Source organism: Rhizobium sp. 32-5/1 (assembly GCF_029537235.1).
Taxonomy (GTDB): domain Bacteria; phylum Pseudomonadota; class Alphaproteobacteria; order Rhizobiales; family Rhizobiaceae; genus Pararhizobium.
Genome location: NZ_CP120638.1, coordinates 3,095,982 through 3,122,300 on the forward strand (window position 1 = coordinate 3,095,982; position 26,319 = coordinate 3,122,300).

14 protein-coding genes and 9 pseudogenes are annotated in these 26,319 nt (G+C 60.5%); 14 read left to right on the top strand and 9 right to left on the bottom strand.

The window, feature by feature from the left end; all coding sequences use genetic code 11:
- Positions 1-3 precede the first annotated feature (3 nt).
- The 3 pseudogenes from P6U16_RS15555 to P6U16_RS15565 all read right to left on the bottom strand — a co-directional run bounded on the left by P6U16_RS15555 (position 4) and on the right by P6U16_RS15565 (position 3,013).
- Positions 4-992 (bottom strand): annotated as a pseudogene (locus P6U16_RS15555) (WD40 repeat domain-containing protein).
- A pseudogene (locus tag P6U16_RS15560) lies at positions 992-2,129 on the bottom strand (GTP-binding protein). Before P6U16_RS15560 ends, P6U16_RS15555 begins: the two co-directional pseudogenes overlap by 1 nt.
- A gap of 81 nt (positions 2,130-2,210) precedes the next feature.
- A pseudogene (locus P6U16_RS15565) lies at positions 2,211-3,013 on the bottom strand (creatininase family protein).
- A gap of 94 nt (positions 3,014-3,107) precedes the next feature.
- Between P6U16_RS15565 and P6U16_RS15570 the strand changes: the two are divergent.
- The 3 genes from P6U16_RS15570 (at position 3,108) to P6U16_RS15580 (ending at position 5,738) form a co-directional block, all read left to right on the top strand.
- Entirely contained in the window at positions 3,108-3,605 is a 498-nt protein-coding gene (locus tag P6U16_RS15570; protein WP_277701308.1) for a MarR family winged helix-turn-helix transcriptional regulator, read from the top strand.
- Between the two features lie 105 nt (positions 3,606-3,710).
- Complete coding sequence (locus P6U16_RS15575) at positions 3,711-4,745, top strand: LacI family DNA-binding transcriptional regulator (RefSeq protein ID WP_277701309.1); 1,035 nt, start codon at positions 3,711-3,713, stop codon at positions 4,743-4,745.
- 21 nt (positions 4,746-4,766) lie between these two features.
- Positions 4,767-5,738 (top strand): 2-hydroxyacid dehydrogenase, encoded by a 972-nt coding sequence (locus P6U16_RS15580; protein WP_277701310.1) that lies wholly within the window; start codon positions 4,767-4,769, stop codon positions 5,736-5,738.
- Positions 5,739-5,743: 5 nt separating this feature from the next.
- Here the strand turns inward: P6U16_RS15580 and P6U16_RS15585 are convergent.
- Positions 5,744-6,498, bottom strand: a pseudogene (locus P6U16_RS15585) (gamma-glutamyl-gamma-aminobutyrate hydrolase family protein).
- Positions 6,499-6,967: 469 nt separating this feature from the next.
- On the opposite strand from P6U16_RS15585, the pseudogene P6U16_RS15590 reads away from it, so the two are divergent.
- The 7 genes and pseudogenes from P6U16_RS15590 to P6U16_RS15620 all read left to right on the top strand — a co-directional run bounded on the left by P6U16_RS15590 (position 6,968) and on the right by P6U16_RS15620 (position 15,274).
- Positions 6,968-9,274: pseudogene (locus P6U16_RS15590) on the top strand (EAL domain-containing protein).
- Positions 9,275-9,512: 238 nt separating this feature from the next.
- Positions 9,513-10,271, top strand: a complete 759-nt coding sequence (locus P6U16_RS15595; RefSeq protein ID WP_277701311.1) for a hypothetical protein — start codon at positions 9,513-9,515, stop codon at positions 10,269-10,271.
- A 198-nt stretch (positions 10,272-10,469) separates the two neighbouring features.
- Positions 10,470-10,694 (top strand): aa3-type cytochrome c oxidase subunit IV, encoded by a 225-nt coding sequence (locus tag P6U16_RS15600; protein WP_277701312.1) that lies wholly within the window; start codon positions 10,470-10,472, stop codon positions 10,692-10,694.
- Positions 10,695-10,901: 207 nt separating this feature from the next.
- Entirely contained in the window at positions 10,902-12,059 is a 1,158-nt protein-coding gene (locus tag P6U16_RS15605) for a Re/Si-specific NAD(P)(+) transhydrogenase subunit alpha (protein WP_277701313.1), read from the top strand.
- A gap of 61 nt (positions 12,060-12,120) precedes the next feature.
- A pseudogene (locus P6U16_RS15610) lies at positions 12,121-12,522 on the top strand (proton-translocating transhydrogenase family protein); the annotation flags it as partial.
- Between the two features lie 20 nt (positions 12,523-12,542).
- Positions 12,543-13,943 carry an NAD(P)(+) transhydrogenase (Re/Si-specific) subunit beta gene (locus tag P6U16_RS15615; protein ID WP_277701314.1) on the top strand — a complete coding sequence of 467 codons (1,401 nt, stop codon included), beginning with the start codon at positions 12,543-12,545 and terminating at the stop codon, positions 13,941-13,943.
- Positions 13,944-14,143: 200 nt separating this feature from the next.
- On the top strand, positions 14,144-15,274 hold the full coding sequence (locus P6U16_RS15620) for a GGDEF domain-containing protein (protein ID WP_277701315.1): 1,131 nt from the start codon (positions 14,144-14,146) through the stop codon (positions 15,272-15,274).
- Between the two features lie 21 nt (positions 15,275-15,295).
- On the opposite strand, the gene P6U16_RS15625 is transcribed toward P6U16_RS15620, so the two are convergent.
- Together P6U16_RS15625 and rpsU are read right to left on the bottom strand one after the other, a co-directional pair.
- Entirely contained in the window at positions 15,296-16,171 is an 876-nt protein-coding gene (locus tag P6U16_RS15625; protein ID WP_277703867.1) for a tetratricopeptide repeat protein, read from the bottom strand.
- Positions 16,172-16,444: 273 nt separating this feature from the next.
- Positions 16,445-16,687 (bottom strand): 30S ribosomal protein S21, encoded by a 243-nt coding sequence (gene rpsU / locus P6U16_RS15630; protein ID WP_277701316.1) that lies wholly within the window; start codon positions 16,685-16,687, stop codon positions 16,445-16,447.
- 403 nt (positions 16,688-17,090) lie between these two features.
- On the opposite strand from rpsU, the gene P6U16_RS15635 reads away from it, so the two are divergent.
- From P6U16_RS15635 to P6U16_RS15650, 4 genes and pseudogenes are all read left to right on the top strand, one after another.
- A complete protein-coding gene (locus P6U16_RS15635) occupies positions 17,091-18,344 on the top strand; it encodes a sarcosine oxidase subunit beta (RefSeq protein ID WP_277701317.1) in 1,254 nt (417 codons plus the stop codon).
- A gap of 11 nt (positions 18,345-18,355) precedes the next feature.
- Positions 18,356-18,700: a sarcosine oxidase subunit delta gene (locus P6U16_RS15640; protein WP_277701318.1), complete on the top strand. Its 345-nt coding sequence runs from the start codon at positions 18,356-18,358 to the stop codon at positions 18,698-18,700.
- Positions 18,697-21,688 (top strand): annotated as a pseudogene (locus P6U16_RS15645) (sarcosine oxidase subunit alpha). Before P6U16_RS15640 ends, P6U16_RS15645 begins: the two are co-directional and overlap by 4 nt.
- A complete protein-coding gene (locus tag P6U16_RS15650; RefSeq protein WP_277701319.1) occupies positions 21,681-22,250 on the top strand; it encodes a sarcosine oxidase subunit gamma in 570 nt (189 codons plus the stop codon). Before P6U16_RS15645 ends, P6U16_RS15650 begins: the two are co-directional and overlap by 8 nt.
- A gap of 16 nt (positions 22,251-22,266) precedes the next feature.
- Here the strand turns inward: P6U16_RS15650 and P6U16_RS15655 are convergent, their stop codons facing one another.
- From P6U16_RS15655 to glgX, 3 genes and pseudogenes are all read right to left on the bottom strand, one after another.
- Positions 22,267-23,340: a DUF2332 family protein gene (locus P6U16_RS15655; RefSeq protein ID WP_277701320.1), complete on the bottom strand. Its 1,074-nt coding sequence runs from the start codon at positions 23,338-23,340 to the stop codon at positions 22,267-22,269.
- A pseudogene (locus P6U16_RS15660) lies at positions 23,333-23,820 on the bottom strand (MaoC family dehydratase). Before P6U16_RS15660 ends, P6U16_RS15655 begins: the two are co-directional and overlap by 8 nt.
- An 87-nt stretch (positions 23,821-23,907) precedes the next feature.
- A pseudogene (gene glgX / locus P6U16_RS15665) lies at positions 23,908-25,873 on the bottom strand (glycogen debranching protein GlgX).
- Positions 25,874-26,319: the final 446 nt, after the last annotated feature.

Sequence of the window (26,319 nt, forward strand, 5' to 3'; positions counted from 1 at the left end):
GTTTCAGGCGGTGATATCGACGACGCCGCAATCGCCGGCTTCCGATCCGAAGGCCAGTTGCTTGCCGTTCCGGTTCCAGGCCATGGCGGTGATTGCCCCCTTGCCGGGACGGCGCAACAGCACTTCCTTGGCGTCGGCAAAACGAACGGCGAGGATCATGCCGTCGGCGTAGCCGATGGCGGCGATCTCGTCGGTCGGATGGCAGGCGACCTGGGTAACCATGATATTGGCGCGGGTGCCGAGTTCGAGTGGTGCCTTGCCCATCGGGCCGTCCTTTGCCTGGAACGGCCAAACGATGGCGGCCGGTGCGCCCGAGGAGGCGAGCCATTTGCCCTTTGCCGACCAGGAAATCGATTTAATCTTGGCGGGATAGCCGGTCATGCGCATGTGGCGCGTCTCTGAGCCGGGTTTGGTGTCCATCTTCCAGCCGTGCAGCGCGTTTTCCTGCATCATCGTCACGACGAAGCGGCCATCCGGCGAAAAGCTGACGCCAGTGTGGGCGCCCTTCCACTCCAGATCAACCGGCTGACCTGCCGTGCCGACCCAATGCAGCGAGACGCCGTTGTAACGGGCGACAGCGATGCGCAGGCCCTTGGGTGCAAGGCGATGCCTTCGACCGTGCGGTCTTCGGTGAAATGCTTCGTTGTCCCGTCCGCCAGTCGGACATGGGTGGTCTTGCCATAGGCATAGGCGACGGCACCCTGCGGGCCTGCGGCAATCTGCGAGATCCATTTGCGCGGCACATGAGCGATCTCGGTCACCGAACCGTCGGCACCGACGCGCAGCACCTTGCCATCCTCGCCGCCGGTCAGCAACGTATCGGTCGCCTCGTCGCGTATGCAAGCGAGTAACCCCTCATGCGCCTCTATGGTCTTGTGGCCATGGTCAAGACGGTGGATCGGACCGGCGGATTCGGCAAAGAAGGGGATGTCGCCGAGATAGGCAACGCCGGCCACATGGCCGGCGAGATCGAGAGGAGCAACGGTCGGCATCAGTTCGGCTTCGCCTCTGCTGCGCAGGCGTTGAACGTCCGCTCGAGCTTTTCGCGGTCGAGCTCGCGTCCGATGAAGACGAGGCGGCTTTCGCGCTTCTCGCCGTCCTTCCAGGGGCGCTGGTGATCGCCTTCGATGATCATGTGCACGCCCTGAACGACATATCGTTCCTCGTCGCCCTTGAAGGCGATGATACCCTTGAGGCGAAGAATATTGGGGCCTTCCGTCTGGGTGATCTTCTGGATCCAGGGGAAAACCGGTCCGGGTTCATTTCGCCACCGCGCAGCGAAACCGACTGCACCGTCACATCATGGATGGGCGAGGGGCGTGATCGTGATGCCCATGATCGTGGCTATGGTCATGCCCGTGATCATGCCCGTGATGATCATGACCATGATCGTGGTGACCGTGATCATGATGGTGGTGGTCATGGCCGCAATCCGGGCCGCAGGTGTGATCGTGCTCATGGTGATCGTGATCGAGGAAATTCGGCTCGTTTTCCAACGCCCGTTCCAGGTTGAAGGCGCCCTGGTTGAGAACCTTGGTCAGGTCGATGTTAGAGCGCTCGGTGCGATGGATGCGGGCCGAGGGGTTGATAGCGCGCACGGTAGCCTCGATCTTCGCCAGTTCTTCCGGCGTCACGAGATCGGTCTTGTTGAGCAGCACGACGTCGGCAAAGGCGATCTGGTCTTCGGCTTCTCGGCTGTCCTTCAGGCGCAGCGGCAGATGCTTGGCATCGACAAGCGTGACGACGGCATCAAGCTCGGTCTTGGCACGCACGTCGTCATCCATGAAGAAGGTCTGCGCGACCGGAACCGGATCGGCAAGGCCCGTGGTCTCGACGATGATCCCGTCGAAACGGCCCGGACGGCGCATCAGGCCTTCGACCACGCGGATCAGGTCGCCGCGCACCGTGCAGCAGACGCAGCCATTGTTCATCTCGTAGATTTCCTCGTCGGATTCGACGATGAGATCATTGTCGATGCCGATCTCGCCGAACTCGTTGACGATGACGGCATATTTCTTGCCGTGATTGTCCGACAGGATACGGTTGAGCAAGGTCGTCTTGCCGGCGCCGAGATAGCCGGTGAGCACGGTGACGGGAATGGGCTTTATTGCAGCTGCGGTTTCGGTCATGGGAGGGCCTCGACAGATTGGCGGGCCGGCGATCCGGCCATCGGTGTTGAAATCTCATATAGGAGATGCAAGGCGGTCGCGCTACCCGTTGGCTGCAGCGAAATCACTCATATCAAACCGAGCGACATCCTGCAGCAGTTCGATGATGCCTTTCACCGCATGGGCAATGAGCGCTTCGCCCCTCTCCGCCGTTGCCGCTGCGGCATTCCCGGCGACGCCCTGTGTATTGAGGTCGGTCATCTTCCATCCGAAGGCATGCGGTCCGTAGGCGCGCAGGTGCCTGAAGCGCTGCGCGAAATCGCTCTGCCGCGAGGAAAATTTCCGGCCCTCGTCCTGTCGACCCTGTCCGGATAGAGTGCCAGCATGACGGAGGTCTCAATATCACCGCCATGGATGTCGATCGCCTTGTCCTCCGGGTTGATCCAGCCCTCCGGTTGGCCGAACCGCGTCCAACTGGTGGCAACGGCCAGCATGCCGAAACGCACGCGGGCCTCGGTGGCGACGATCGTCATCAAAGGTGCATTGCCGCCATGGGCGTTGAGCATTACGAATTTGCGAATGCCCTGTTTGCAAAGGCCCTCTGCGATACCAAGCCATCGCTCGATGGCTTCGTCGTAGGTCAGAGACCGCGTACCCTCGATGTCCATATGTTCGATCGAATAACCGACAGGCTCGGTCGGCAGGAAGGTGACCGGCAGGTTTTGGGGCAGGGCCGCGATGACACGGCTGGCGAGGCCTTCGGCGATCAGCGTGTCGGTATCGAAAGGCAGATGCGGGCCATGCTGCTCGTGTGCGCCGAAGGGCAGCACGGCAATCCAGTCGCTTCTCGCGTCGCGGGAAAGCCCGGCATCGGTGTTGGTCCAGCGGGCGGGCGGGAATGGCATTTCTTTTCAAGCCTTTCGCTTCTGCTTGCGGGAGTGGTGTTACTTGAGTCATACAGAGGTGATAAGGCCGTGCAAGAAATTTGGTGGAGGACCGATGGGAAAGAAAAGCAAGGCCGAGAAGAAAAGCAAGGGCAGCAAGAAGAAGCACGATATTTCCGGCGGCCCGCAGGATATTGCATCGCTTCTGGTTCAGGCTGCGCGCTCCATGCGCACGGTCCTGTCACGCAACCTGTTGGACAGCGGCCTTTACGCCGGCCAGGATGGCGTCATGCTCTCTCTGGCGGAAACGGACGGGCTGACCGCAGGCAGTCTCGCCGCCAAGCTCGGCGTCAAGGCCCCGACCATGACGCGCACCATCGGCCGCATGGAAGCGCAGGGTTTCGTCGAGCGACGCACCGATGATGGTGACGGGCGACTGACCAAGGTTTATCTGACCGAGCACGGCCGCAACAGCTTGCAGACCATCGAGGCGGCGGGAAAATCATCCGAAAAGATCGCGACGCAGGATCTCAGCGACAAGGATATCAAGACGCTGATGAAGCTTCTTCGGGCCGTGGATGCCAATCTTCAAGGCTCGACACCGGAGGAATAGCCCCGCTGTCCCCTTTGTTTTGCCGATTGCAGCGTCAATTTAAACAGTTTAAAGAGGATTTAAAAAGAGCGGCCTTGAGGCCGACATGGAACGGCCGGAGGAAACGTGGCTCAAAAGGTCAAACTGTCAACGATCGCCGAAACGCTTGGCGTATCCACCGCCACCGTGTCGCTCGCCCTGCGCGACAGCCCGCTCGTTGCCGCCACCACCCGAGACAAGATCAAGGAACAGGCCCGCGCGCTGGGCTATATCTACAATCGCCGTGCCGCAAGCCTGCGAACCTCGCGCTCGGGCATCATCGGCGTTGTCGTGCACGACATCATGAACCCGTTCTACGGCGAAATCCTGAAGGCGATCGAAGCCGAACTCGACCGCGACCGCCAGACCTTCATCCTCTCCAATCACTATGATTCCGTCGAAAAGCAGCGGGCTTTCATTGAAACACTGCTGCAACTGGGTGGCGATGGCGTGATCATGTCGCCCGCGATCGGCACGCCGCCGGAAGATATCCAGCTGGCCGAGGACAACGGCATGCCGGCGATCCTGATTGCCCGCTCGATCGAAGGGCTGGACGTCCCGATCTTCCGCGGCGACGACGCCTACGGCATCTCTCTTGCCACCAACCATCTGATCAGCCTCGGCCACCGGGTCATTGCCATGGTGGGCGGTACGGACCAGACATCAACCGGTCGCGACCGCTATCAGGGCTATGTGAATGCCTTGCGCAAAGCAAACATCGATGTCGATCCCAACCTGCGCATTCCCGGTCCCCGCTCCAAGCAGGGTGGTTTCGAGGCGGCGGTGCATCTGCTGTCCCTGCCGCAGAAGCCGACGGCTGTCGTCTGCTGGAACGATCTGGTCGCCATCGGCATGATGAACGGCATTGCCCGCGCCGGCCTGGTTCCCGGCCGCGACGTCTCGGTCACCGGTTACGACGACCTTGAGGAAGCCTCCATCGCCACGCCGGCCCTGACGACGGTCTGGAACGGCCAGGCGGAAGTCGGCCGCAGTGCGGCACGGGCGCTCCTGGATAAACTCTCCGGCAGCCATGAACCTGATGGTATACACCTGATCAAGCCGGAAATGCGCATTCGCCAATCGACCGGCCCGCTGCGCGTCACGGTAGCCGACATTTCATAACTGTTTTCAAAGGAGCGAACCATGCCGCAAGGCCGCCCTCGTATTCTCGTGCCCGGAAAGATCAACAAGCGCGTTCTCGACCGTCTGCCGGATCATTTCGAACCTGTCTTTGTCGCTGCGGTCGATCCGGCGCTGATCACGCCGGAGCTTGCAACTGGCGTTTCAGGAATTGCGGTGCAGGGCAAGGTTTCCGCTGATTTCATGGATGCATTCCGGAATCTCGAGATCATCGCCAATTTCGGCGTCGGCTATGATGGCGTCGATGCCGCGCATGCCGGTCGCAAGGGCATCACGGTGACCAATACGCCGGATGTTCTGACCGAAGAGGTGGCCGATACGACGATCGGTCTGCTGCTCAACACCGTCAGACAGTTGCCGCAGGCCGAGAACTGGCTGCGCGCCGGTCGCTGGGTGCGGGAAGGGGCGTTTGCGCTGTCGCCCCTGACGTTGCGCGGTCGCACTGTGGGCCTTTACGGCATGGGCCGCATCGGTCTTGCCATTGCCAAGCGTGTGGAAAGTTTCGGCGTTGCCATTCATTACCATACACGCACCCCACGCGAAGGGCTTGCCTATACCTATCACCCGACCTTGAAGGGCATGGCCGAGGCTGTCGACACGATCATTGTCATCGTGCCGGGAACCGAAAGCACCGCAAAGACGATCAATGCGGAAATTCTTGTGGCTCTGGGTGCAAACGGCGTACTGATCAATGTCGGCCGTGGCTCTACGGTGGACGAGGCGGCGTTAACGGATGCGCTTAAGCGTGGTGTCATCGCCGGTGCCGGGCTGGACGTCTTTGAAAACGAACCGCATGTCGGCGAAGACCTTATGGCGCTTGAAAACGTCTCGCTGCTGCCGCATGTCGGTTCCGCCTCGCAGGCCACCCGCGATGCCATGGCCGATCTTGTGGTCGATAATCTTGTAGCGTGGTTCACCACGGGCAAGGCGCTGACGCCGGTTCCGGAAACGCCGTTTACCCGCAAGGCAGGCTGAAGCATTCAGCCGGCCTTGCTGGCGGCATAGACCCGCACGGCATCGCCGAATGCTGCGAAAAGCGTCGAGGACGGTCCGTCCGTCCCGACCCAGTATTCTGGATGCCACTGCACGCCGACGGCGAAGGCCTTGGCGTCGATCACGGACACGGCCTCGATCGTGCCGTCCTCGGCGACGGCTTCGACGGCAAGGCGAGGTGCCGCCTGTGAAATGGCCTGACGATGCAGGGAATTGACCTGCACCGAGCCTGCACCGAGAACTGAGGCAAGGCAGGTTCCCTCGCGGACGATGACATTCTGCCGGATACCGTAGGCAACGTCGAGTTCGGGAACGTCTGGCTTGCGGTGATCCCAGTTTCCGGGGATCTCCTGGATTTCGCTGGCCAGCGTTCCCCGAGCGCGACATTGAGTTCCTGAATGCCGCGGCAGATCGCCAGCAGCGGAATACCGCGCTCGAGCGCCCTGCGGATCAGGGGCAGGCTGGTCGCGTCGCGGCCCGGATCGAACGGTCCGTCGCTTTCCACTGCGACCTTGCCATAGAGCGAGGGATGAACGTTCGAGCGTGATCCGCTGACGAGGACACCGTCGACTCGATCAAGAATTTCATCGGTCTCATTGCCGTTTTCCAGCGCCGGCACCAGAAAGGCCATGACCCCGGAACCGTCGACTGCTGCACGGACATACTGATGAGGAACCCCATGCCAGACGTTCCCGTCAAACTCACGGAAGTCTGCAGGAATGGCAACAATCGGCTTAGGCATCGTTCGTCTCCAGGCATTTCCAGCGGCGCTTCCCGCCGGCAGACCTATGGTTCTTGCGATCTTTTTGCCTTTTCGCTTTGCCGTTACAAAGGCCAAAAAGTCAACTCCGTTGCGCTATCGCAATCGATGGGGACGGAGAAAATGCAATTGCTGCGAGTCCTTGTGGTCAAATCTGGCCTATTTTATTAGAGACCAGGTAACCATTTCCCGATTTAAGTCATTGAACAAGCGGATACGCTGATGTTTCGAAGCAAGAACCGAAGGTAAATGATTTTGCAGCGATCACTATGCAAGGTTGCAAAAATCGAGTATTCTTTAGGATTGCTGCAATATTTGGTTGAATTACCTCAGGTAGTCTTTTCCACCACTGCATGTGGGGCCGATCAGCAACCCATTTTACCAGAGAATGACTGAAATCTTTCGTTAAAGCCTCCGGCATAACAATTCTCCAAACCGGAGCAGAGGGTTCATGAAAGCAAATGAGCAGGGCGCTCTTCCAACGGATGTCTACCTTTCGTTTGTAAGTTCGCTCTATGAGCATCGGAACACTCTTCTGATCGGCATGCTTTCGCATGTCGTAACGTTCAGCCTTGTTTTCGCGAAGACCTCGGATTTTTTATATCGCCTGCTGTGTGGCGGTCGTGCTTGTCTGGCTGGTGCGCCGATCGGGCATGCTTAAGTTCGACCGCGTTGATCTCTCTGCCTTGGATTACCAGAGCATCCGCACCTGGGAAAATCGCTACAATGCAGGTGCAGTCTGCGCAACGCTGACGCTGGGATCGGCGTGCGGCTATGCAGTCCTGGTTTCGCAGGATGCCTTTGCCGAGTTGGCCTGCATCTCGGTTACACTGGCAACCATGGTTTCCGTTGTCGGTCGCAATTACGGTTCAGCGCGCGCGGTGGTGTTGCTGACATTCTCCGCCTGCGGTCCGATCGTAATTGGATTGTTGGCCTTATTTGACGGCTACATGGCTATTCTGGCCCTGTTGATGGTGCCTTTCATCCTGACCACGTGGGCAATGGCAACGGGGGTCCGCGAGTTCCTCTACAAGAACGTTATGGCGGCCAGGGAAATTTCAACGATTGCGGCGCGTTTTGATGTGGCACTCAACAACATGCCACACGGTCTGTTCATGCTGGATTCCGGCAACCGGATTCTCGTTGCCAACCGCCGCGCCTGTGAACTGCTCAATCTGGGGGATCATGCGCGGCTCAAGGATTGCCATCTCGATGCGGTTCTCCGTTACGGCGTGCGTCATACATTCCTTGATCACGATCGGGCAAAGCAGGTCCTGCGCCAGCTCGACCAACTGGTGAAGGGCGTGCAGTCGCGCGCCTTGATCCCCTTCTCCGATGATCTGTTTCTTGAATTCTCGGCCAGTCGTCGTGCCCATGGCGGGGTCGTCCTGATTTTCGAAGATGTCACCGCAAGGGTCCGGGCAGAAAAGAAAATTCTGCAGATGGTGCGGTTCGATACGCTGACTGGTCTTCCCAATCGGGACTATTTCTCCGACCTCGTCAACAATGCGCTGGCGGAGCGCATGGAGCCCGGTCCGATCGGTTTCATGGTTCTCGATGTTGCCGAGTTCAAGCATGTCAACGACACGAAGGGCCATGTCGTCGGCGACAGGTTGTTGTGCGCCATCGCCGAGCGGCTGAAAAAATCAGCGCCGAATCGGCAATCGCCGCCCGCTTGATGGGCGACGAATTTGTGCTGTTCTTCCCGAACGAGTGCAATCGCGACGATCTCGAAGAGCGCATGCGCGCCGTTCACGGGCAAATGCGTGGCTCCTACAATGCACGCGGCTTCACCTTCAGCATGTCGATGAGCGCGGGCTACGTCGTTGCATCGAGCGCCGGTTTCCGCCTCGATGACCTGCAGATTAAGGCCGACCTTGCGCTTTTCGAAACAAAGAGCCGCAACAAGGGCGGCTGCACCGCGTTCGAGGCGGAGATGGATGCGCTTTATCTCGATCGCCAGAAACTGAAATCCGATCTACGGGAAGCGCTCGAAAATAGTCATCTTTCCGTCGCCTATCAGCCTATGTTCCTGCCGGATGGGACGGGGATAGAATGCTGTGAGGCACTGGCGCGCTGGACACACCGCGAGCGCGGGCCGGTGTCGCCAGTCGTTTTTATTCAACTGGCCGAAGAAATGGGCGTTGTCTCGGAGATAACGCATTTCATGCTTCGTCAGGCCTGCCGGGATTGTTTGACATGGCCCGCTCATATCGCCGTTTCGGTCAACCTGTCGGCATTGGATCTTAGAAACAGCGATATCGTCGCATTTATCACGGATACATTGGCGGAGACAGGGCTTGATCCTTCTCGGCTACATCTCGAGGTCACCGAAAGCTGCCTGCTGGAAGAGGCGGTTAAGGTTCAGACCATCCTGCAGGAATTGCGGGCACGCGGTATAACGATCGCTATTGACGATTTTGGTACCGGTTATTCCAGCCTCAGCTATCTCGATGCGCTGCCGCTGGACATCGTCAAGATCGACCGTTCTTTCGTTCGCAACATTCGCGAGGACGAGCGCCGCTTCAAGCTGTTGCGCGGCACCGTCAACCTTTCCCGCGAGCTGGGCCTGAAGATTGTCATCGAAGGGGTCGAAACAGAAGACCAGCTTGCCCTGATCAACGAGTTCAAATGCGCCGATCTGGTGCAAGGCTACGTGTTTGCCGCCCCGATGCCCTCCCTTTCGATCGAGAGTCTCTGCGAGACCCTGGCGAAGAAGACCCAAACTGCCAAGCGGCGCAGTCGACATATCGCCTGACATTCCTCCGAAATTTGCACCAGTCGGCTGGTTTGGAAAATTTCGGTGTTCCCCGAAATAGCTCTGATTGAATTTTACGCGCAGTTTTCTAGTGAATTATGGTTGTGAGGCGATTTCTTGCTATTAAAACTTAACCTTTTATTAACCTTAATAAATAGTATCTGACCGAGTTTATTTAATTAGATTGTGACTTTATCGACTCTTGATAGATTAATATTTCGTTAATGAGGTATTATTCATGAGTCCAGCCGCTTCAACGCAGGGTCGTTTCTCGGAAAAATTATTGGAGTTGCTGGATCACGTGGAATATCGCCGGGTCGAGACCGGGGAGGATATGGAAGATGTTGCCCGCATTCGATTCAAGGCCTACCAGATGGCCGACATTCTGCCCTTGTCCGGTTCAACGCTGATCGATGATATCGATTTCGATAGCCACGCCTACGTCTTCGGCATCTATTTCGAGGAACGGCTGATCAGCACGGTGCGCGTCCATCACGTGACGCCTGAGCATCGGGTCAGTTCATCCGGGTCGGTCTTTGGCAAGGAGATCGATGGTTTTCTCGATGCCGGGATGAGCCTGATCGATCCAGTGCGGCTGGCGGCTGATCCTGAAATCCTGAAAGAGATGCCGGCTATCCCCTATCTGACGTTGCGGGTCGCAACCATGGCGTCGGAACATTTCGATGTCGATCGTTGCCTGTCCCTGGTCAAGCCGCAGCATGCGGCATTCTACAAACGCATCTTCGATGCCGATACGATCGTTTCGCCGCAAAAGAACTGCGGCAACTATAAGATCGATCTCACGTTGCTTGCCGCCCGCGTCCGTGAAATCAGGCCATGGCTCTACACGCGGTTTCCATTCTTCGATTCGGAACCGTTCGAACGGCGCCTGATGTTCCAGGGCAATGAGCAGGCCGCATTCAGGCCGTTGACGATCCGGCCAACCGCGCGGCTTGCGATGACCACGCACAATCGAACGCAGCTGCCCGCCGAATAGCCTCGAGCGAGCCGCGTAAAGCGATATGCCGCAGTTTGGGGAGGCGGGTTTTTATTGCGCTTCCACGCTGGTTTGTATAAGGCCAAGAGACGAGGTTGTGGGCGTGTTGCGGGCCGGCTTCGGTGGCATTGGTTTTATACGAAGTGCGGTTTCGACGGCTTTGTCGTAGAGAGCGCAGAATTCTGGGAGATATTGACGATGGCTGAACATCAATCCGGACCGGTTGAAACCGGTGCACCGATGGATTATGCGGAGCATGAGAAGACATACACCTTCTTTCTGGCCGCGTCGAAGTATGTGACGATCTTCTGCGTCGCGCTTCTGATTGCCATGGCTGCCGGTTTCTTCACCAGTGCCGGCTTTTTTACGGCAACCGTGCTGTTCATTCTTCTCAACGTCGCCGGTGTCGTGCTTCTGCGCTAACCGGCCGGCTTTCCGGACATTGATCGAAACGGATCATGGGAGTGATGGTCCTGTTTCCTTTTTCCTGATGTTTCAGTCGGGTTGTCAGGCGCGTGCGTTGGCCGATGGTTAGGGCCGCGGTTCATGCGCGAATTAAATGAGGATGGAGGAGAGGATCCCGCGCAACGCCGGAAGGTGGCCGGGGCCTGTTCATCTGGGGGAGGACATGTGGTCCAGACTGTATTTGTAGCCAATGAAAGCCATCCCGACGAGGGGCGCGTTTCCGCATCGCCGGACAGTGTGAAAAAGCTGAAGACGCTGGGTTTCGACGTTGTCGTTGAAGCGGGCGCCGGTCTCCTGTCGCGCATACCGGACGCCGATTTCGAGAAAGCCGGTGCGCGGATTGGCGCGGCTGCCGATGCGAAGGAGGCCGATGTCGTGTTGCGCGTTCGTCGTCCGGCGAGCGCGGAGATTGCGGGCTACAAGTCCGGCGCCATCGTCATCGCGATCATGGACCCTTACGGTCAGGAGGCTGCGCTTTCCGAGATGGCGTCTGCCGGGCTGACTGCCTTTGCCATGGAACTGATGCCGCGCATCACCCGCGCCCAGTCGATGGACGTGCTGTCGAGCCAGGCAAACCTTGCCGGCTATCAGGCCGTCATAGATGCCGCGGGCGAATTCGACCGCGCCATGCCGATGATGATGACGGCGGCCGGCACGGTTCCGGCGGCCAAGGTCTTTGTCATGGGTGCCGGCGTTGCCGGTCTGCAGGCGATCGCGACCGCGCGTCGCCTCGGCGCTGTCGTCTCCGCCACCGATGTTCGTCCTGCCTCCAAGGAGCAGGTGGCCTCGCTCGGCGCCAAGTTCATCGCAGTCGAGGACGACGAGTTCAAGGCTGCAGAAACCTCGGGCGGTTATGCCAAGCCGATGTCGGAAGCCTATCAGGCCAAACAGGCCGTATTGACCGCCGAGCATCTTGCCAAGCAGGATATCGTCATTACCACGGCGCTGATCCCGGGACGTCCGGCGCCGCGGTTGATCACCCGCGACATGCTGAAGGCGATGAAACCCGGTTCGATCGCGGTCGATCTCGCGGTCGAACGCGGCGGCAATATCGAGGGTGCCGTTGCCGGCTCCATTGTCGAGGTCGAAGGCGTCAAGGTCGTCGGCTATAACAATGTGCCAGGCCGTATCGCCACCAGCGCGTCCTCGCTCTACGCCAAGAACCTCGTCACGTTCCTTGAGACCATGGTCGACAAGGAAACCAAGGTGCTTGCCCTCAACACCGAGGATGAACTGGTCAAGGCAACGATGCTGACTCATGGCGGAACCATCGTCCATCCGAATTTCGCACCGGTTCCGGCCGAAGGCGTAGCTACAGCTTAAGAATTTAAGAGGGCGGTTTTGCGCTTCGGGGAGAGGTGCTGCCGTTCAAGGGAGATGATTTATGGCCAATGACCTTCTCGACAAGGCAATCGGCGACCTCGACCGGGCGGTCGAAGCGGTGCGTATCGCAGCTGAATATATACCGGACGCGGCAGGTGCGGCCGCCCACGGGCTCAGCGGCGGCATGATCGATCCCTTCGTTTTCCAACTGGCGATTTTCGTGCTGTCGATCTTCGTCGGCTACTACGTCGTCTGGTCGGTGACGCCAGCGCTGCACACGCCGCTGATGGCCGTCACCAATGCGATTTCGTCTGTCATCGTCGTCGGCGCGCTTCTCGCGGTCGGCATTTCGGCGTCCGGCCTTGCCACGGGCTTTGGCTTCGTGGCGCTGATCCTCGCCTCGGTCAATATCTTCGGCGGTTTCCTCGTCACCCAGCGCATGCTTGCCATGTACAAGAAAAAGACAAGTGAGGGCCTGAGCCGATGTCACCCAATATCGCTGCGTTCCTCTATCTCGTCTCCGGCGTGCTGTTCATCATGGCACTGCGCGGCCTGTCGCACCCGACCACTTCGCGCCGCGGCAATATCCTCGGCATGAGCGGCATGGGCATCGCCATCGTTACGACGCTGCTGCTCGCGATGCCGTCCTTTGGCGGCCTTGTGCTGATCCTGCTCGGTCTTGCCATTGGCGGCGGGGCAGGGGCCTATATCGCCCGCTCGATCCCGATGACCTCGATGCCGCAGCTTGTTGCCGGCTTCCATTCGCTGGTTGGCCTTGCTGCCGTTCTGGTCGCAGCCTCCGCGCTCTATACGCCGTCCTCCTTCGGCATCGGCGCGGTCGGCTCTATCCATGCCGTGGCACTGGTCGAAATGGCGCTTGGCGTTGCCATCGGCGCGATCACCTTTACCGGTTCGATCGTCGCCTTCCTGAAGCTTGACGGGCGCATGTCCGGCAAGCCGATCATGCTGCCCTACCGGCACGCTATCAACATCGCGCTTCTGGCCCTGATTATCTTCTTCATCGTCGGGCTGGCCGCATCCGAAAGCCATTTCGATTTCTGGGCAATCGTTGTCCTGGCGCTGGCGCTGGGTGTTCTCCTGATCGTGCCGATTGGCGGCGCCGACATGCCGGTCGTCGTCTCGATGCTGAATTCCTACTCCGGCTGGGCGGCCGCCGCGCTCGGCTTCACGCTCGGCAATCTGGCGCTGATCATCACCGGCGCGCTGGTCGGCTCATCGGGTGCGATCCTGTCCTACATCATGTGCAAAGGCATGAACCGCTCGTTTATTTCGGTCATTCTGGGCGGCTTTGGCGGTGATTCCAGCGTTGCTGCTGGCGATGACGGCGTGCAACGCACGGTCAAGCAGGGTTCGGCGGACGATGCTGCCTTCCTGATGGCCAATGCCTCGAAGGTGATCATCGTGCCGGGTTACGGCATGGCCGTCGCCCAGGCGCAGCATGCGGTGCGCGAACTCGCCGATGCGTTGAAGAAAAACGGTGTCGAGGTGACATACGCCATCCATCCGGTCGCCGGCCGCATGCCCGGGCACATGAACGTGCTGCTCGCCGAAGCCAACGTGCCCTATGACGAAGTGTTCGAGCTGGAGGACATCAACTCGCAATTCGCGCAGGCCGATGTCGCCTATGTTATCGGCGCCAACGACGTCACCAATCCGGCGGCCCGCGATGACAAGACGTCGCCGATCTACGGCATGCCGATCCTTGATGTCGATAAGGCCAAGACCTGTTTGTTCGTCAAGCGCTCGCTCGGCTCCGGCTATGCCGGCATCGACAATACGCTGTTCTACAAGGATGGCACGATGATGCTTTTGGGCGACGCCAAGAAAATGACCGACGACATCGTCAAGGCAATGGCGCATTGAGCCGATTGGGCCGCCAATTCGAGCGGCCCAATCTTTCCCGCCTACTTTTTAATCGAAATTCAATGCTCTTCACATAATGGTTCTTTGTCACCCGCAATGGTTGGCGTAGGTTATGGAAGAGGAACATGACGTCACCTTCGCAATTCGGCTACTCAAGGGTCGGGCGGTATGTCCAACAGCTTGACGCTGGAATCGGGTGGTTGCGGTTTGATGACGACATCGAGCGTGAATACGCGCTGCAGGTCGACAGGGATCAGCGCCGGCCCGCGATGATCAGTGGGGTCTTCTCCCTAGCCTTCATGATTCTATTCGCGATATCCGATTGCGCACGATTGTCGCTGGTGGAGCGTTTTCCCGATCTGACCGTCGATATGTGGGGTATCCTCGCAAGCCGGTTGGTGACAATCCTGGTTCTGCTTGGCTGTCTGTATATTTGTTATCGACAGCAGATGGCGTCGCGGGTGGCGCCTTTGTCCGTGGTCGCGGTGTTGACGCTAGCGGCATGTGGGGCGGTGGCGGTTTGTCTCTACAAGCGTAACGGTCTCGGCCATGCCGAGTTCGCCCAACTTCTGTTCGTCATGGGTGCGTTCGCTCCGCTGGGGCTTCGCTTCCGTCACAGCATTGTGCTCGCAGCCGGCGTTGTCGCCATGACGTTCGCATTGCGATACTGGCTGCTGCCGATGGACATGCATGGGCAGCAATTCAACGCCATGCTGCTCTTGATGCTGATCTTCTCGGCGGTCGGCGGTTATCTCCGCGAGCGTGCGTATCGGGAGCAATTCCTGTTGCGCGGCATTCTCAAAGAGCAGGCGTCGCGCGATCCCCTGACAGGGCTCGCCAACCGGCGTGATCTTGATGAGCAGCTTGAGATGATCCGTCTGCAAGCCCGGCGGGAAAAAGTGTCGGTCGGCTTGCTGTTGCTCGATATCGACTTTTTCAAGCGTTACAATGATCGCTACGGGCATCAGGCCGGCGATCTGGCATTGCGGCGCGTGGCAGCGTGTCTGGACGCTTTTGCGCGCCGCCCGCTCGATATGGCCTGCCGGATGGGCGGAGAAGAATTCGCGCTTGTACTCTATGATTGCGGGGGAGCGTCGCTGAAGGACCGTGCGGATGAGCTTTGCGCAGAGGTGAGGGCGCTCCGTATCGAGCATGCCAAGTCCGATATCTGTGCTTTCGTGACGATCAGTATCGGAGGTGTGTTGTTCCTGCCGCAGGAAACGGCCTGGGCGGCTCTCGATCGAGCCGACCAGTTGCTTTACGAGGCCAAACGCGAAGGGCGCAATCGCACCTCTGTCGAGCGTCTATCGCCCACCGCTGCGGTCGCTTGACCGGAGCGGCGTCTTTTCTCGTCAGCCGGTCGCTTTTACGCGTGCAAGTCCGGCGCGGGCAGGTTCGTATTTGGTGTCGAGCGACAGCGCGTGGCCGTAGGATTTTGCCGCCTTGGCCTTTTCGCCGCGACGTTCATAGACCAGCGCCTGGTTTGCCCAGGATTCAGCGATCTTGCCGTTCAGGTTGATGGCGGTGTTGAAATCCGCGAAGGCATTGTCGTCGTCGCCCTGTGCAACATAGGAAATACCGCGGCCGTTATACGGCTCCGCCGAACTTGGCGACAGCGAAATCGCGGTCGAGAAATCCTCGATCGCCTGGCCGTGCTGGTTGCGAGCCTGGTAGATCAGGCCGCGATTGTGATAGGCGCGCGGGTCGGTGGTGTCGAGCTCGATCGCCTTGTTGAAATCCGCAAAGGCCTGATCGAGCTGGCCGGCTTGGCGATAGAGATTGCCGCGACCGATATAGGCAACGTCATAGCGCGGGTTGAGCTGCAGCGCCATGTTGTAGTCGCTGGCGGCGTCCGCCTGATTGCCCATGTTGCGCTGAACCAGCGCGCGGTTGGCATAGGCCTGGTAAAAGCGCGGATTGAGCTGGATCGCCTGGTTGAAGTCCGACAGCGCCCGGCGGAATTCACCGGCGCGGCCATAGGCCGAACCGCGGACATTGTAGCCTTCCGGATCGCTTGGGTTCGAGGCGATGACGCTCGACAGCGAAGCGATGTTTTCTTCCGTGCCCTGCGCCCGCTCGACGCGGATCATGTCCTCGGACGTGTCGGCGGTCTGGCAGCCGGACAAGGCGAGCCCGGAAGCAACCGCAATCAGCGAAGCGACAACGCGGCCGCGCGCGTTGATCTGACGAATACCGTTGCCGATCTGGCCCGAAATACCCGAAGTCATGGCAGCAAATGTCAAGATTGATCCCTCGATACAGCGATGCGTCCAGGCCGTTTCGGACGCTATAACATGAATATGCGTTGTTTTGCCTGCTTTGGAAACACTTTGGCCTCGCAAGGAAGCCTCTATCGTTCCGTTTTTCAAGGGCATCACAGCCCGGCCGCCAGGAACGCGGAAAGTTCTACGCAGCAGTCAACGCGTAAAACTGAAAAAGGCGGTGGCGACTGTGTCGCCCCCGCCGGAGTATACGTCTGAAAGCGTCGAAAAGACGACCGATCAGCGTGCAGGTGCTGCTGCTGCCGGACGGCCGGTGACGATGCCGCTTTCGCGCTGTGCGCGCTTGCGGGCCAGCTTGCGAACGCGGCGAACGGCTTCAGCCTTTTCGCGGGCGCGCTTCTGGGAAGGCTTCTCGTAATAATCGCGCATCTTCATTTCGCGGAAAATGCCTTCGCGCTGCATCTTCTTCTTGAGTGCGCGAAGCGCTTGATCGACGTTGTTGTCGCGGACTAGTACCTGCACGTTAATCCCGTTCCTTTGTTTCGAGTGTCTGCCCCTGAGAAAGCTCAACGAGGCAAAAAAATAACGTTCGCGGAGCCATGGGCTTTACGATTGGGTGAGCGGATACCAGATCGCTCTCTCAAAGTCCAGCCGGGAGTTTGCCGGGCTGGCCGAAAATTCCGTTGAGGGCATCTTTTCACCTTTGTTCGCCGTATCATACCCTATCGGCGCTGCAGCGGTGCGGCCGATGCTTTATAGGGTATTACTGCGGATGTGAGGCGGATCGTGGGCGCAATTCGTGACCATGTCGCAAGTCGTGCACGTCGCGGCGGATTGCGTCGCAAAAGAAACGTTGCGTCGTCGAAGGATTTGTCATCTCTAGCGGCGACAAGGAAGTTCACCGGATTACGGAGTGTGAAAGCGGATGCGCAAATATTCGGTTTTTGCTGTCGCTCGCGAAGCGATGCGCGGCCACAGGGGTTGGGAGGCGCAGTGGACCTCGCCCGAGCCGCGCAAGGAATATGATGTCATCATCATCGGCGCCGGCGGCCATGGTCTGGGCACCGCCTATTACCTCGCGAAGGAACACGGCATCACCAATATCGCCGTGCTGGAAAAGGGCTGGCTCGGCGGTGGCAATACCGGCCGCAACACCACCATCATCCGCTCCAACTATCTCTACGACGAAAGCGCTGGCATTTACGATCACGCACTGAAGCTCTGGGATGGCCTGAGCCAGGATCTCAACTACAACGTCATGTATTCGGCGCGCGGCGTGATGATGCTGTCGCACAACATCCATGACCAGCAGGTGTTCAAGCGCCATATCCACGCCAATCGCCTGAACGGCATCGACAATGAGTGGCTGACGCCCGAGCAGGCGCAGGAATTCTGCCCGCCGCTGGATATTTCCCGCTCGGCCCGCTACCCGATCAACGGTGCGGCCCTGCAGCGCCGCGGCGGCACCGCCCGCCATGACGCCGTCGCCTGGGGCTACGCCCGTGCTGCCGCCGATCGCGGCGTGCACATCATCCAGAATTGTGAAGTCACTGGGATTCGTCGCAATCCGGATGGTTCCGTTGCTGGTGTCGATACCAATCGTGGCCAGATCAACGCCAAGAAGGTTGGCGTCGTTGCCGCCGGCCATACCTCGGTGCTGATGGAAATGGCCGGCGTGCGCATGCCGCTGGTCAGCTATCCGCTGCAGGCGCTGGTCTCCGAGCCGGTCAAGCCGATCTTCCCCTGCGTCGTCATGTCCAACACCGTGCATGCTTATATCTCGCAGTCCGACAAGGGCGAACTTGTTATCGGCGCCGGCACCGACCAGTATTCGTCCTATTCCCAGACCGGCGGCCTGCAGATCATCACGCACACGCTCGACGCCATCTGCGAGCTCTTCCCGATCTTCCGCCGCATGAAGATGATGCGCTCCTGGGGCGGCATCGTCGACGTCACGCCGGACCGTTCGCCGATCCTCGCCAAGACCCCCGTGCAGGGCCTTTACGTCAATTGCGGCTGGGGCACTGGCGGCTTCAAGGCAACGCCGGGCTCGGCCAATGTCTTTGCCCACACCATCGCGAATGACGCGCCGCACAAGATCAACGCGCCGTTCACGCTGGAACGCTTCCGCTCGGGCCGCCTGATCGACGAAGCGGCCGCTGCCGCCGTTGCGCATTAAAGGGAAATACAATGCTTCTGATCTATTGCCCCTATTGCGAGGAAGAGCGTTCCGAGCTCGAATTCCGTCAGGGCGGCGACGCCCATATCGCGCGCCCGACCAATATGACCGAGATGTCCGACGAGGACTTCGAGGCCTTCTTCTTCCTGCGTGACAATGTGAAGGGCCTGACCTTCGAGCGCTGGCGCCACCTGAACGGCTGCGGCCGGTTCTTCAATGCCGCCCGCGATACCGTCAGCGACAAGTTCCTGACCACCTACAAGGCCGGCCTGCCGCGCCCGGATGTCAGCACGCTGCGCCCGGCCGCTTCCGCCCCTGTTGAAACCTATGAAGCCACGGAGTCAGACGCAAAATGAGCGGCGCCAATCGTATCCCCGGTGCAGGCCGTCTCACCCCTGCAAAGACTGCCCGTTTCTTCTTCGACGGCAAGAGCTATGCCGCGCTTGAAGGCGACACCGTCGCCTCGGCTCTGCTTGCCAACGGTGTTCATCTCGTCGGTCGCTCGTTCAAGTATCACCGGCCTCGCGGTATCGTTTCTGCCGGCGCCGAGGAGCCGAACGCCTTGATCGGTGTGGAGCGGGATGCCGCCCGCAAGCAGCCGAACGTCCGCGCCACGGTGCAGGACGTGTTCGACGGCATGAAGGTGATTTCACAGAACCGCTGGCCGTCGCTCGCTTTCGACGTCGGCGCGGTCAACAACCTTTGGCGCCGTTTTTGCCGCCGGCTTCTACTACAAGACCTTCATGTGGCCGAAGCAGGCCTGGAAGCATGTCTATGAACCGCAGATCCGCGCCGCCGCCGGTCTGGGCGTGTCGCCAACCGAAGACGATACCGACCATTATTCCAGCCGCTACGCCCATTGCGACGTGCTGGTCATCGGCGCCGGCCTTGCCGGCCTTTCGGCAGCGCTGGCTGCCGCCAAAACCGGTGCCCGCGTCATCATCTGCGACGAGCAGCCGGAAGTCGGCGGCGCGCTGCACTACGACAAGAGCGTAACCATCGACGGGCTTGACGGCTTCACCTGGGCGCAGGCAACCGCCGCCAATCTCAAGCAGATGAAGAACGTCAAGGTTCTGCCGCGCACGACCGCTTTTGGTTATTACGCCCAGAACTTTGTTGGCCTCAATGAACGCGTCACCGAGCATCTGGCAAAGCCGGACAAGAAGCTGCCGCGCGAGCGTCTCTGGCAGGTCCGCGCCAAGCGCGTCATCATCGCCACGGGCGCGATCGAACGCCATATGGTGTTCGCCAACAACGACCGCCCCGGCATCATGCTGGCCTCAGCCGCCCGCACCTTCCTTAACCATTTCGGCGTTGCCGTCGGCAAGAAGATCGGCGTCTACACGGCCAATGATTCGGCCTACGAGGCTGCGTTCGATCTGAAGCGGGCGGGTGTCACCATCGCTGCCATCGTCGACAGCCGCGAAAAGCCGGGCGAGGGCGTTCTGGCAGAAGCTCGTTCGCTCGGCATCGAAGTCCTGACCGGCCACGGCGTCGTCACTACCTCAGGCAATCTGCGCGTTTCGTCCATGTCGGTCGCCCGCAATGGCGGCGGCGCTGCCCGCAAGATCGCCATCGATGCGCTTTTGATGTCAGCCGGCTGGACGCCGTCGGTGCACATGTTCTCGCAGTCGCGCGGCAAGGTCGCCTATGACAACGAGACGCAACGCTTCCTGCCCGGCACCTATGCCCAGGATTGCCTGTCCGTCGGCGCCTGCAACGGCACCAACGACCTGCAGGCAACAATAGAGGAATCGCTGGCTGCCGGTGAACTGATGGCCCAGGCTTCCGGCTATTCCGCTTCGCAGAAGCTGGAGCTTCAGGGCAGCAACGCCTTCTCATGGAGCGGTGGCATGGCGGGTGCAGCCGAAGGCGCAGGCCCCGACACCACGGTCAAGGCGTTCATCGATTTCCAGAACGACGTCTGCGCCAAGGATATCCGTCTTGCCGTGCGCGAAGGCATGCACTCGATCGAGCATATCAAGCGCTTCACCACCAACGGCATGGCGACCGACCAGGGCAAGCTCTCCAATATCCATGGTCTGGCGATCGCCGCCGAAACGCTGGGTCGCGAAATTCCGAAGGTGGGTCTCACCACTTTCCGCGCGCCTTATACGCCGGTTACTTTCGGTACGCTGATCAACCATGCGCGCGGCGAATTGTTCGACCCGACCCGCAAGACGCCGACGCACGCGCTGGAAGAAGCACAAGGCGCCGTATTCGAGGATGTCGGCCAGTGGAAGCGCGCCTGGTATTATGCCAGGGCGGGCGAGGATATGCACCAGGCGGTGAACCGCGAATGCAAGACCGTGCGCGACGTCGCCGGCATGTTCGATGCTTCGACGCTCGGCAAGATCGAAGTCGTCGGCCCGGATGCGGCGCAGTTCCTCAACCTGATCTATACCAACAGCTGGGACACGCTGAAGCCCGGCCGCTGCCGCTACGGCATCATGCTGCGCGAGGACGGCTTCGTCTATGACGACGGCGTCGTCGGGCGGCTGGCCGAGGATCGTTTCCACGTGACGACGACGACCGGCGGTGCCGCGCGTGTCATGAACCACATGGAAGACTATCTGCAGACCGAGTTCCCGCATCTGAACGTCTGGCTGACATCGGCAACCGAACAATGGGCTGTTATCGCCGTCCAGGGTCCGAAAGCGCGCGAGATCATCGCGCCGCTGGTCGAAGGCATCGACCTGTCGAACGAAGCCTTCCCGCATATGAGCGTTCGCGAGGGCAAGATCTGCGGCGTGCCGACCCGGCTGTTTCGCATGTCGTTCACCGGCGAACTCGGCTTCGAAGTCAACGTTCCCGCCGATTTCGGCCCGGCGGTCTGGGAAGCGATCCGCGCCCAGGCCGAGCCGCTCGGTGCCTGCGCCTACGGCACGGAAACCATGCACGTGCTGCGCGCCGAAAAGGGCTACATCATCGTCGGTCAGGACACCGACGGCACGGTGACCCCTGATGATGCCTCGCTTGGATGGGCCGTGGGCAAGAAGAAGCCTGATTTCGTCGGCATCCGCGGCCTGCGCCGTCCCGACCTCGTGGCCGATGGTCGCAAGCAGCTCGTCGGCCTTCTGACCAAGGATCCGAAGGTTGTTCTGGAAGAGGGTGCGCAGATCGTTGCAGATCCGAACCAGACGCTGCCGATGACGATGATCGGTCATGTCACCTCCGCCTATTGGTCGGAAAATTGCGGCCGCTCGATCGCGCTTGCGCTCGTTGCCGGCGGCAAGGCCCGCATCGGTGAAACGCTCTACGTGCCCATGCCCGACAAGACGATCGCCGTCGAAGTCAGCGACATGGTGTTCTTTGACAAGGAAGGAGGACGTCTCCATGTCTGATCTTATCGCAGCAACAGACCTCTCCAATGCCCGTACTTTGGCTCTGGCCGGTCGCCATGGCGGCTCGGGTGCAGCAGCATTGACACCGGCCGCACCGGCCACGCGGCTTTCCCTGCGCGCCAAGCCGGAAGCCGTTTCCGCGCTGTCCGCAGCCCTTGGCGTTTCCTTGCTGACAAAGCCGAAGACCTCGGCCTCCTCGAATGGCCGCCATGCGCTCTGGCTCGGCCCGGACGAATGGCTTGTCATCGACGAGAACGAGGCGGACCTGATGGCTGCGGTTGCATCCAGCGGCGTGCTGCATTCGGCAACCGACGTCTCTCACCGCAACACCGCCATCCTCGTCAAGGGCTTCGGCGCCGAGACAGCGATCAATGGCGGCTGCCCGCAGGACCTGTCGCTCGCCGCCTTCCCGGTCGGCGCCTGCTCGCGCACGGTTTTCGCCAAGTCCGAGATCGTCCTCCTGCGCACCGCCGAGGATGCCTTCCGCGTCGAATGCTGGCGCTCGTTTTCGCCCTATGTGTTCGGGTTGCTGAGTGAAGCGGCGGAAGACGCGGGGAATTAATCTCGTTGGCCCGGTCTTAATGCAGCCCGGGCCAGCCTATCCATTCGACCCAGCGCCCGTGGAAATCAGCCCGACCAATCAGGTGCTTTTCGCCTGAAGGCCAGATCTGCAGGGTGAGTGCGGCGCTGCCTTTTTCCTCGTCGGCCTCCATCTGCAGGCGAGCCAGTGGCGCGTTCGCTGTTGCGCGCGCTCCGGCGGCGGCGATCAGCGCTTCGCCTTTTTCCTGTGACGCTTTCGGCAGATATTGCCAGGCTATCGTGTGATAAATCACATGCGCCTGACCCTCGTGGGTGGGACCGAGCCGCCGTTGCAGCCAGTCCACTGCATCTGCCTTTTCAACAATCTGTCGGTTGGCGGCGGCGATCGAGAGGGCAAAGCGCGTGCGATCCAGCCTGTCCTGCTGGTCGGCCCAGATATAGGACAGCAGCCTCAGGACATCGTCGCTACTCGCTGGGTCGAGCGGATTGAGATCGCAGCCGGCGCGGCTTTCAACATACAAGGGGACGTCGGGTGGCGGGGACCCGCGCCACTCCGGCGTGATCAGCACCGGCGAAGGCTGCAAGGCCCAGGCCCTGTCACCAAGCCGGTAGTCGTAGTGATCCCACTGCAGGTTGAGCCCCGCGCTGGCGCCGACCTCAGACAGCACAAGCGGCTTGTGGAACAGGCTTGATATCGTCAGGAAACCCGGCAGCAAGGCAGCGGAACGGCGGACCTCGTTGGTTTGGGGTGCCGATTTCAGCCGGTCGAGAATGAAGGTCGAATGGGTGTGGCAGGCATTATCCACAGCGGCCCACAGGTCATCATCGCTTGCCGACGCGGGCGCATAGTTGGCGGCCAGATCGCGGTCCATCCCGGACAGCACCAGCGCGTGCAGGGCTCCGGCAAGGCGGAGCGGCACGGAGTCGGCGCCAGGCGAGGGATCGCCGCTCCATGACAGGATTGTCTCGCCGAGGGAATGGGATGCGGTCAGCCGTTCAGCTGCAAGGGTGCACAGCCGCGCGGTAAAGGGCGAGCCGAGGCCGTTGCAGGCGCTGGCCTGCTTTTTGAAAGCCAGACGGACAGTCTTTTCTGTCGCTGCTCTCTCAAGCATCCTCCGGCCGGTCCTTCGGGTCGAACTGGATGATCGTCAGCCAGCTTGCGGTGAGTGCCGGTTTGCGTTCGTTTTCGATGTCGACGGTGACGTCGTAGGTGACCATGAGCATGCCGGCGCCGCGGAAGCGGGCTTCGGCCATGGTGAAGCGGCCACGGACTTTCGCACCGGCCTTTACCGGCGTCATGAAGCGGACTTTGTCGAAGCCGTAGTTGATGCCCATGGTCTGCTCGCGCACCTTGGGCAGGCAGTTGTAGTTCATGGCAGACAGCAGCGAGAGCGACAGGAAGCCGTGGGCAATGGTGCCGCCGAAGGGGTTTCGGCGGCGGCGCGCGCCGGGTCGGTGTGGATGAACTGGTGGTCGTCGGTAGCATCGGCAAAGCTGTCGATGGTCTTTTGCGACACGGTGATCCAGTCGGAGATGCCGATCTCCTTGCCGACCAGATCCTTGACATCAGATAGCGAAATTTCACGCGGCATGCTGTTTCCCCAAGGCTAAAGACGATGCCTCCCAATCCTGTATATGCGTTGCAGCCAAAAAACGGCAATCCGCAAGCGCAGCAACGGTTAAAAAACTTCGACGTGAAAACCGACGGAGCGGGCGGCCACGAGATGCGGCCCGGCCTCGGCATCTGGCAAGAGGCTTTGCCAGGTTCCGCCACTGCTCGCGGGCAAACGGAACGGATGCGGGGCGTGGCTGCGATTGATGACGACGGCAATCCGCGTCGGCTGCCCGGTTTCCCTGTCATTCGTTGACAGCAGCATGGACAGATTGTCCGTCGCCGGGCTTTCCCAGTCATGCACGCTCATGGGATGGCCATCGAGCGTCATCCACGCAACGTCGCCTTCGCCGGTGAAGAAGGCGGTCTCGCCGAAGACATCAAAGCGTTTGCGGATGGCGGCAAGGCTTGCCGTATGGGCGATCAGGCTGTCATCCAGCGCCGACCAGTCGACCCAGGTGATGGCATTGTCCTGGCAATAGGCGTTGTTGTTGCCGCGCTGGCTGCGTCCGCCCTCGTCGCCGGCGGTGAGCATGATTGCGCCGCGCGTGGCAAACAGCGTCGAGAGCAGGCCCATCACGTCGTGGCGGCGGGCTGCCAGCACTTCATGGTCATCGGTCGCGCCTTCGACGCCGTTGTTCCAGGACTGGTTGTCGCCATGGCCATCGCGATTGTCCTCGCCGTTAGCCTCATTGTGTTTGTTGGCATAGGAGACGAGATTCATCAGCGTGAAGCCGTCATGGGCGGCGATGAAATTGACGCTGCGGGTCGTCTTGCCGTCATTGCGGGCGAAAATGTCCGAAGAGCCGGCAAGCGCTGTTGCCAGCGCGCCGATGATATGGCGGTCGCCGCGCCAGTAGCGGCGCAGGTCGTCACGGGCGCGGTCATTCCATTCGAGGAAGGCCTGCGGGAAATTACCGAGCTGATAGCCACCCGGACCGATGTCCCAGGGTTCGGCGATCAGGATGCGGTCGCCGACAACAGGGTCTGCCAGCATCTCCTGAAGGAGAGCCGCATCGCGGCTGAAGCCATTTGCATCGCGGCCGAGTATCGAGCCGAGATCGAAGCGAAAGCCATCGACGCCTGCGGCCTGCACGAAATGCTTCAGGCTGTCGAGGATCAGCCGGCGGACCACCGGGTGATCGCAGGCAATGGTGTTGCCGCAGCCGGTATCGTTGATGAGTTCGCCCGGCCGGTCATTGGCGTGGCGGTAGTATGTGAGGTTGTCGATGCCGCGCATGGAAACTGTCGCGCCCAGCCGGTCGCTTTCGCCGGAATGGTTGAAGACGAGATCGAGGATCGTGCCGATGCCTTCCTTATGCAGGGTAGCGACGGTGTCCCGCAGCTCCGCGATGCCGCCCGGCACGAGGCGCGGGTCGAGCGCCATAAAGGCGACGGGATTGTAGCCCCAGCCGTTTGTCAGGCCAAGCGGCGGCAGATGGCGCTCGTCGATCCAGGCGGTGATCGGCATGAGTTCGACGCACCTGACGCCGATGCGCTTTAGATGGGCAATGAGCGAGGGTGCGAAAGCGCGCCGACCGTGCCACGCATGGCCTCCGGGATATCGGGATGCAGCATGGTGAAGGGGCGCACCGCGACCTCGTAGATCAGCCCGCCGGTGTCGAAGACGGGCGTTGCCGCGGGAACCGGTGCGTTCGCCGTGACGATCACTTTCGGGACCAGATCGGCGGTGTTGACGCCGAAGGTCGAGAGCTGCGGATCATAGCGGAAGGGCCGGTCGAGTTCCCTCGCATAGGGATCGACCAAAGCTTCGATGGATCGAACCAGAGGCCCTGATCCGGATCGTAGAGGCCCTCGGCACGAAAGCCGTAGCGCGTGCCGACGGACGCGTCGGTCAGAAGCAGGCTGTGCACGTCGCCGCTGCGCACCATCGGCAGGCGGCGGAGCTGCTCATGGCCCTCGCTGTCGAAGAGGCAGAGATCAATGCGTGAGGCATGGCGCGACCAGATTGAAAACAGGGTGCCTTGCGGAGTGAGCGTTGCGCCGAGAGGCGGAAGAGCGGATGGCTGCATCGAGAAGGCACCTTGGTGTGGATGAGCGGGCGAGGAACGAAGCGTGCATATCAGTTTGGTTTGACGGCGATTTGTCCCTGCTTTCGTGTGTGTTGCAAGCGGTTTGTTTTACCTCAAGGGGCGGCGGTGGCTTAGCGTTTGTGGTTCTCCTCATCCGCCCGTCGGGCACCTTCTCCCCGGGGGAGAAGAGGGAGCGCGCGGCAGCCGCAACGTCCGACAGCCACGCCCGGAAGAATTCCGTCGTGGGTCCGGTCCTTGCAAACTCGGCCGGGGCGCTTCGAAGTGCCGGGACAAAGTTTAAGTAAATGACGCTTCGCAGCGCCCCGTTCGGTGTGCGTCGGCGGACAACTCCGATTTCTCTGCGGGGATGGCGGCACCTTTTTTCGGTACAGGGCGACGCTGACGACATTCGTCGCGCCGCGAAAGCAGGTGTTGCCACCCACAGT

Excerpts from the sequence above, each read along its gene's own strand:
- P6U16_RS15615 (WP_277701314.1), top strand. The coding sequence starts at position 12,543 with ATGTCACCCAATATCGCTGCGTTCCTCTATCTCGTCTCCGGCGTGCTG.
- P6U16_RS15600 (WP_277701312.1), top strand. The coding sequence starts at position 10,470 with ATGGCTGAACATCAATCCGGACCGGTTGAAACCGGTGCACCGATGGAT.
- P6U16_RS15580 (WP_277701310.1), top strand. The coding sequence starts at position 4,767 with ATGCCGCAAGGCCGCCCTCGTATTCTCGTGCCCGGAAAGATCAACAAG.
- P6U16_RS15635 (WP_277701317.1), top strand. The coding sequence starts at position 17,091 with ATGCGCAAATATTCGGTTTTTGCTGTCGCTCGCGAAGCGATGCGCGGC.
- P6U16_RS15625 (WP_277703867.1), bottom strand. The coding sequence starts at position 16,171 with ATGACTTCGGGTATTTCGGGCCAGATCGGCAACGGTATTCGTCAGATC.
- P6U16_RS15570 (WP_277701308.1), top strand. The coding sequence starts at position 3,108 with ATGGGAAAGAAAAGCAAGGCCGAGAAGAAAAGCAAGGGCAGCAAGAAG.
- P6U16_RS15640 (WP_277701318.1), top strand. The coding sequence starts at position 18,356 with ATGCTTCTGATCTATTGCCCCTATTGCGAGGAAGAGCGTTCCGAGCTC.
- P6U16_RS15655 (WP_277701320.1), bottom strand. The coding sequence starts at position 23,340 with ATGCTTGAGAGAGCAGCGACAGAAAAGACTGTCCGTCTGGCTTTCAAA.
- P6U16_RS15595 (WP_277701311.1), top strand. The coding sequence starts at position 9,513 with ATGAGTCCAGCCGCTTCAACGCAGGGTCGTTTCTCGGAAAAATTATTG.
- P6U16_RS15650 (WP_277701319.1), top strand. The coding sequence starts at position 21,681 with ATGTCTGATCTTATCGCAGCAACAGACCTCTCCAATGCCCGTACTTTG.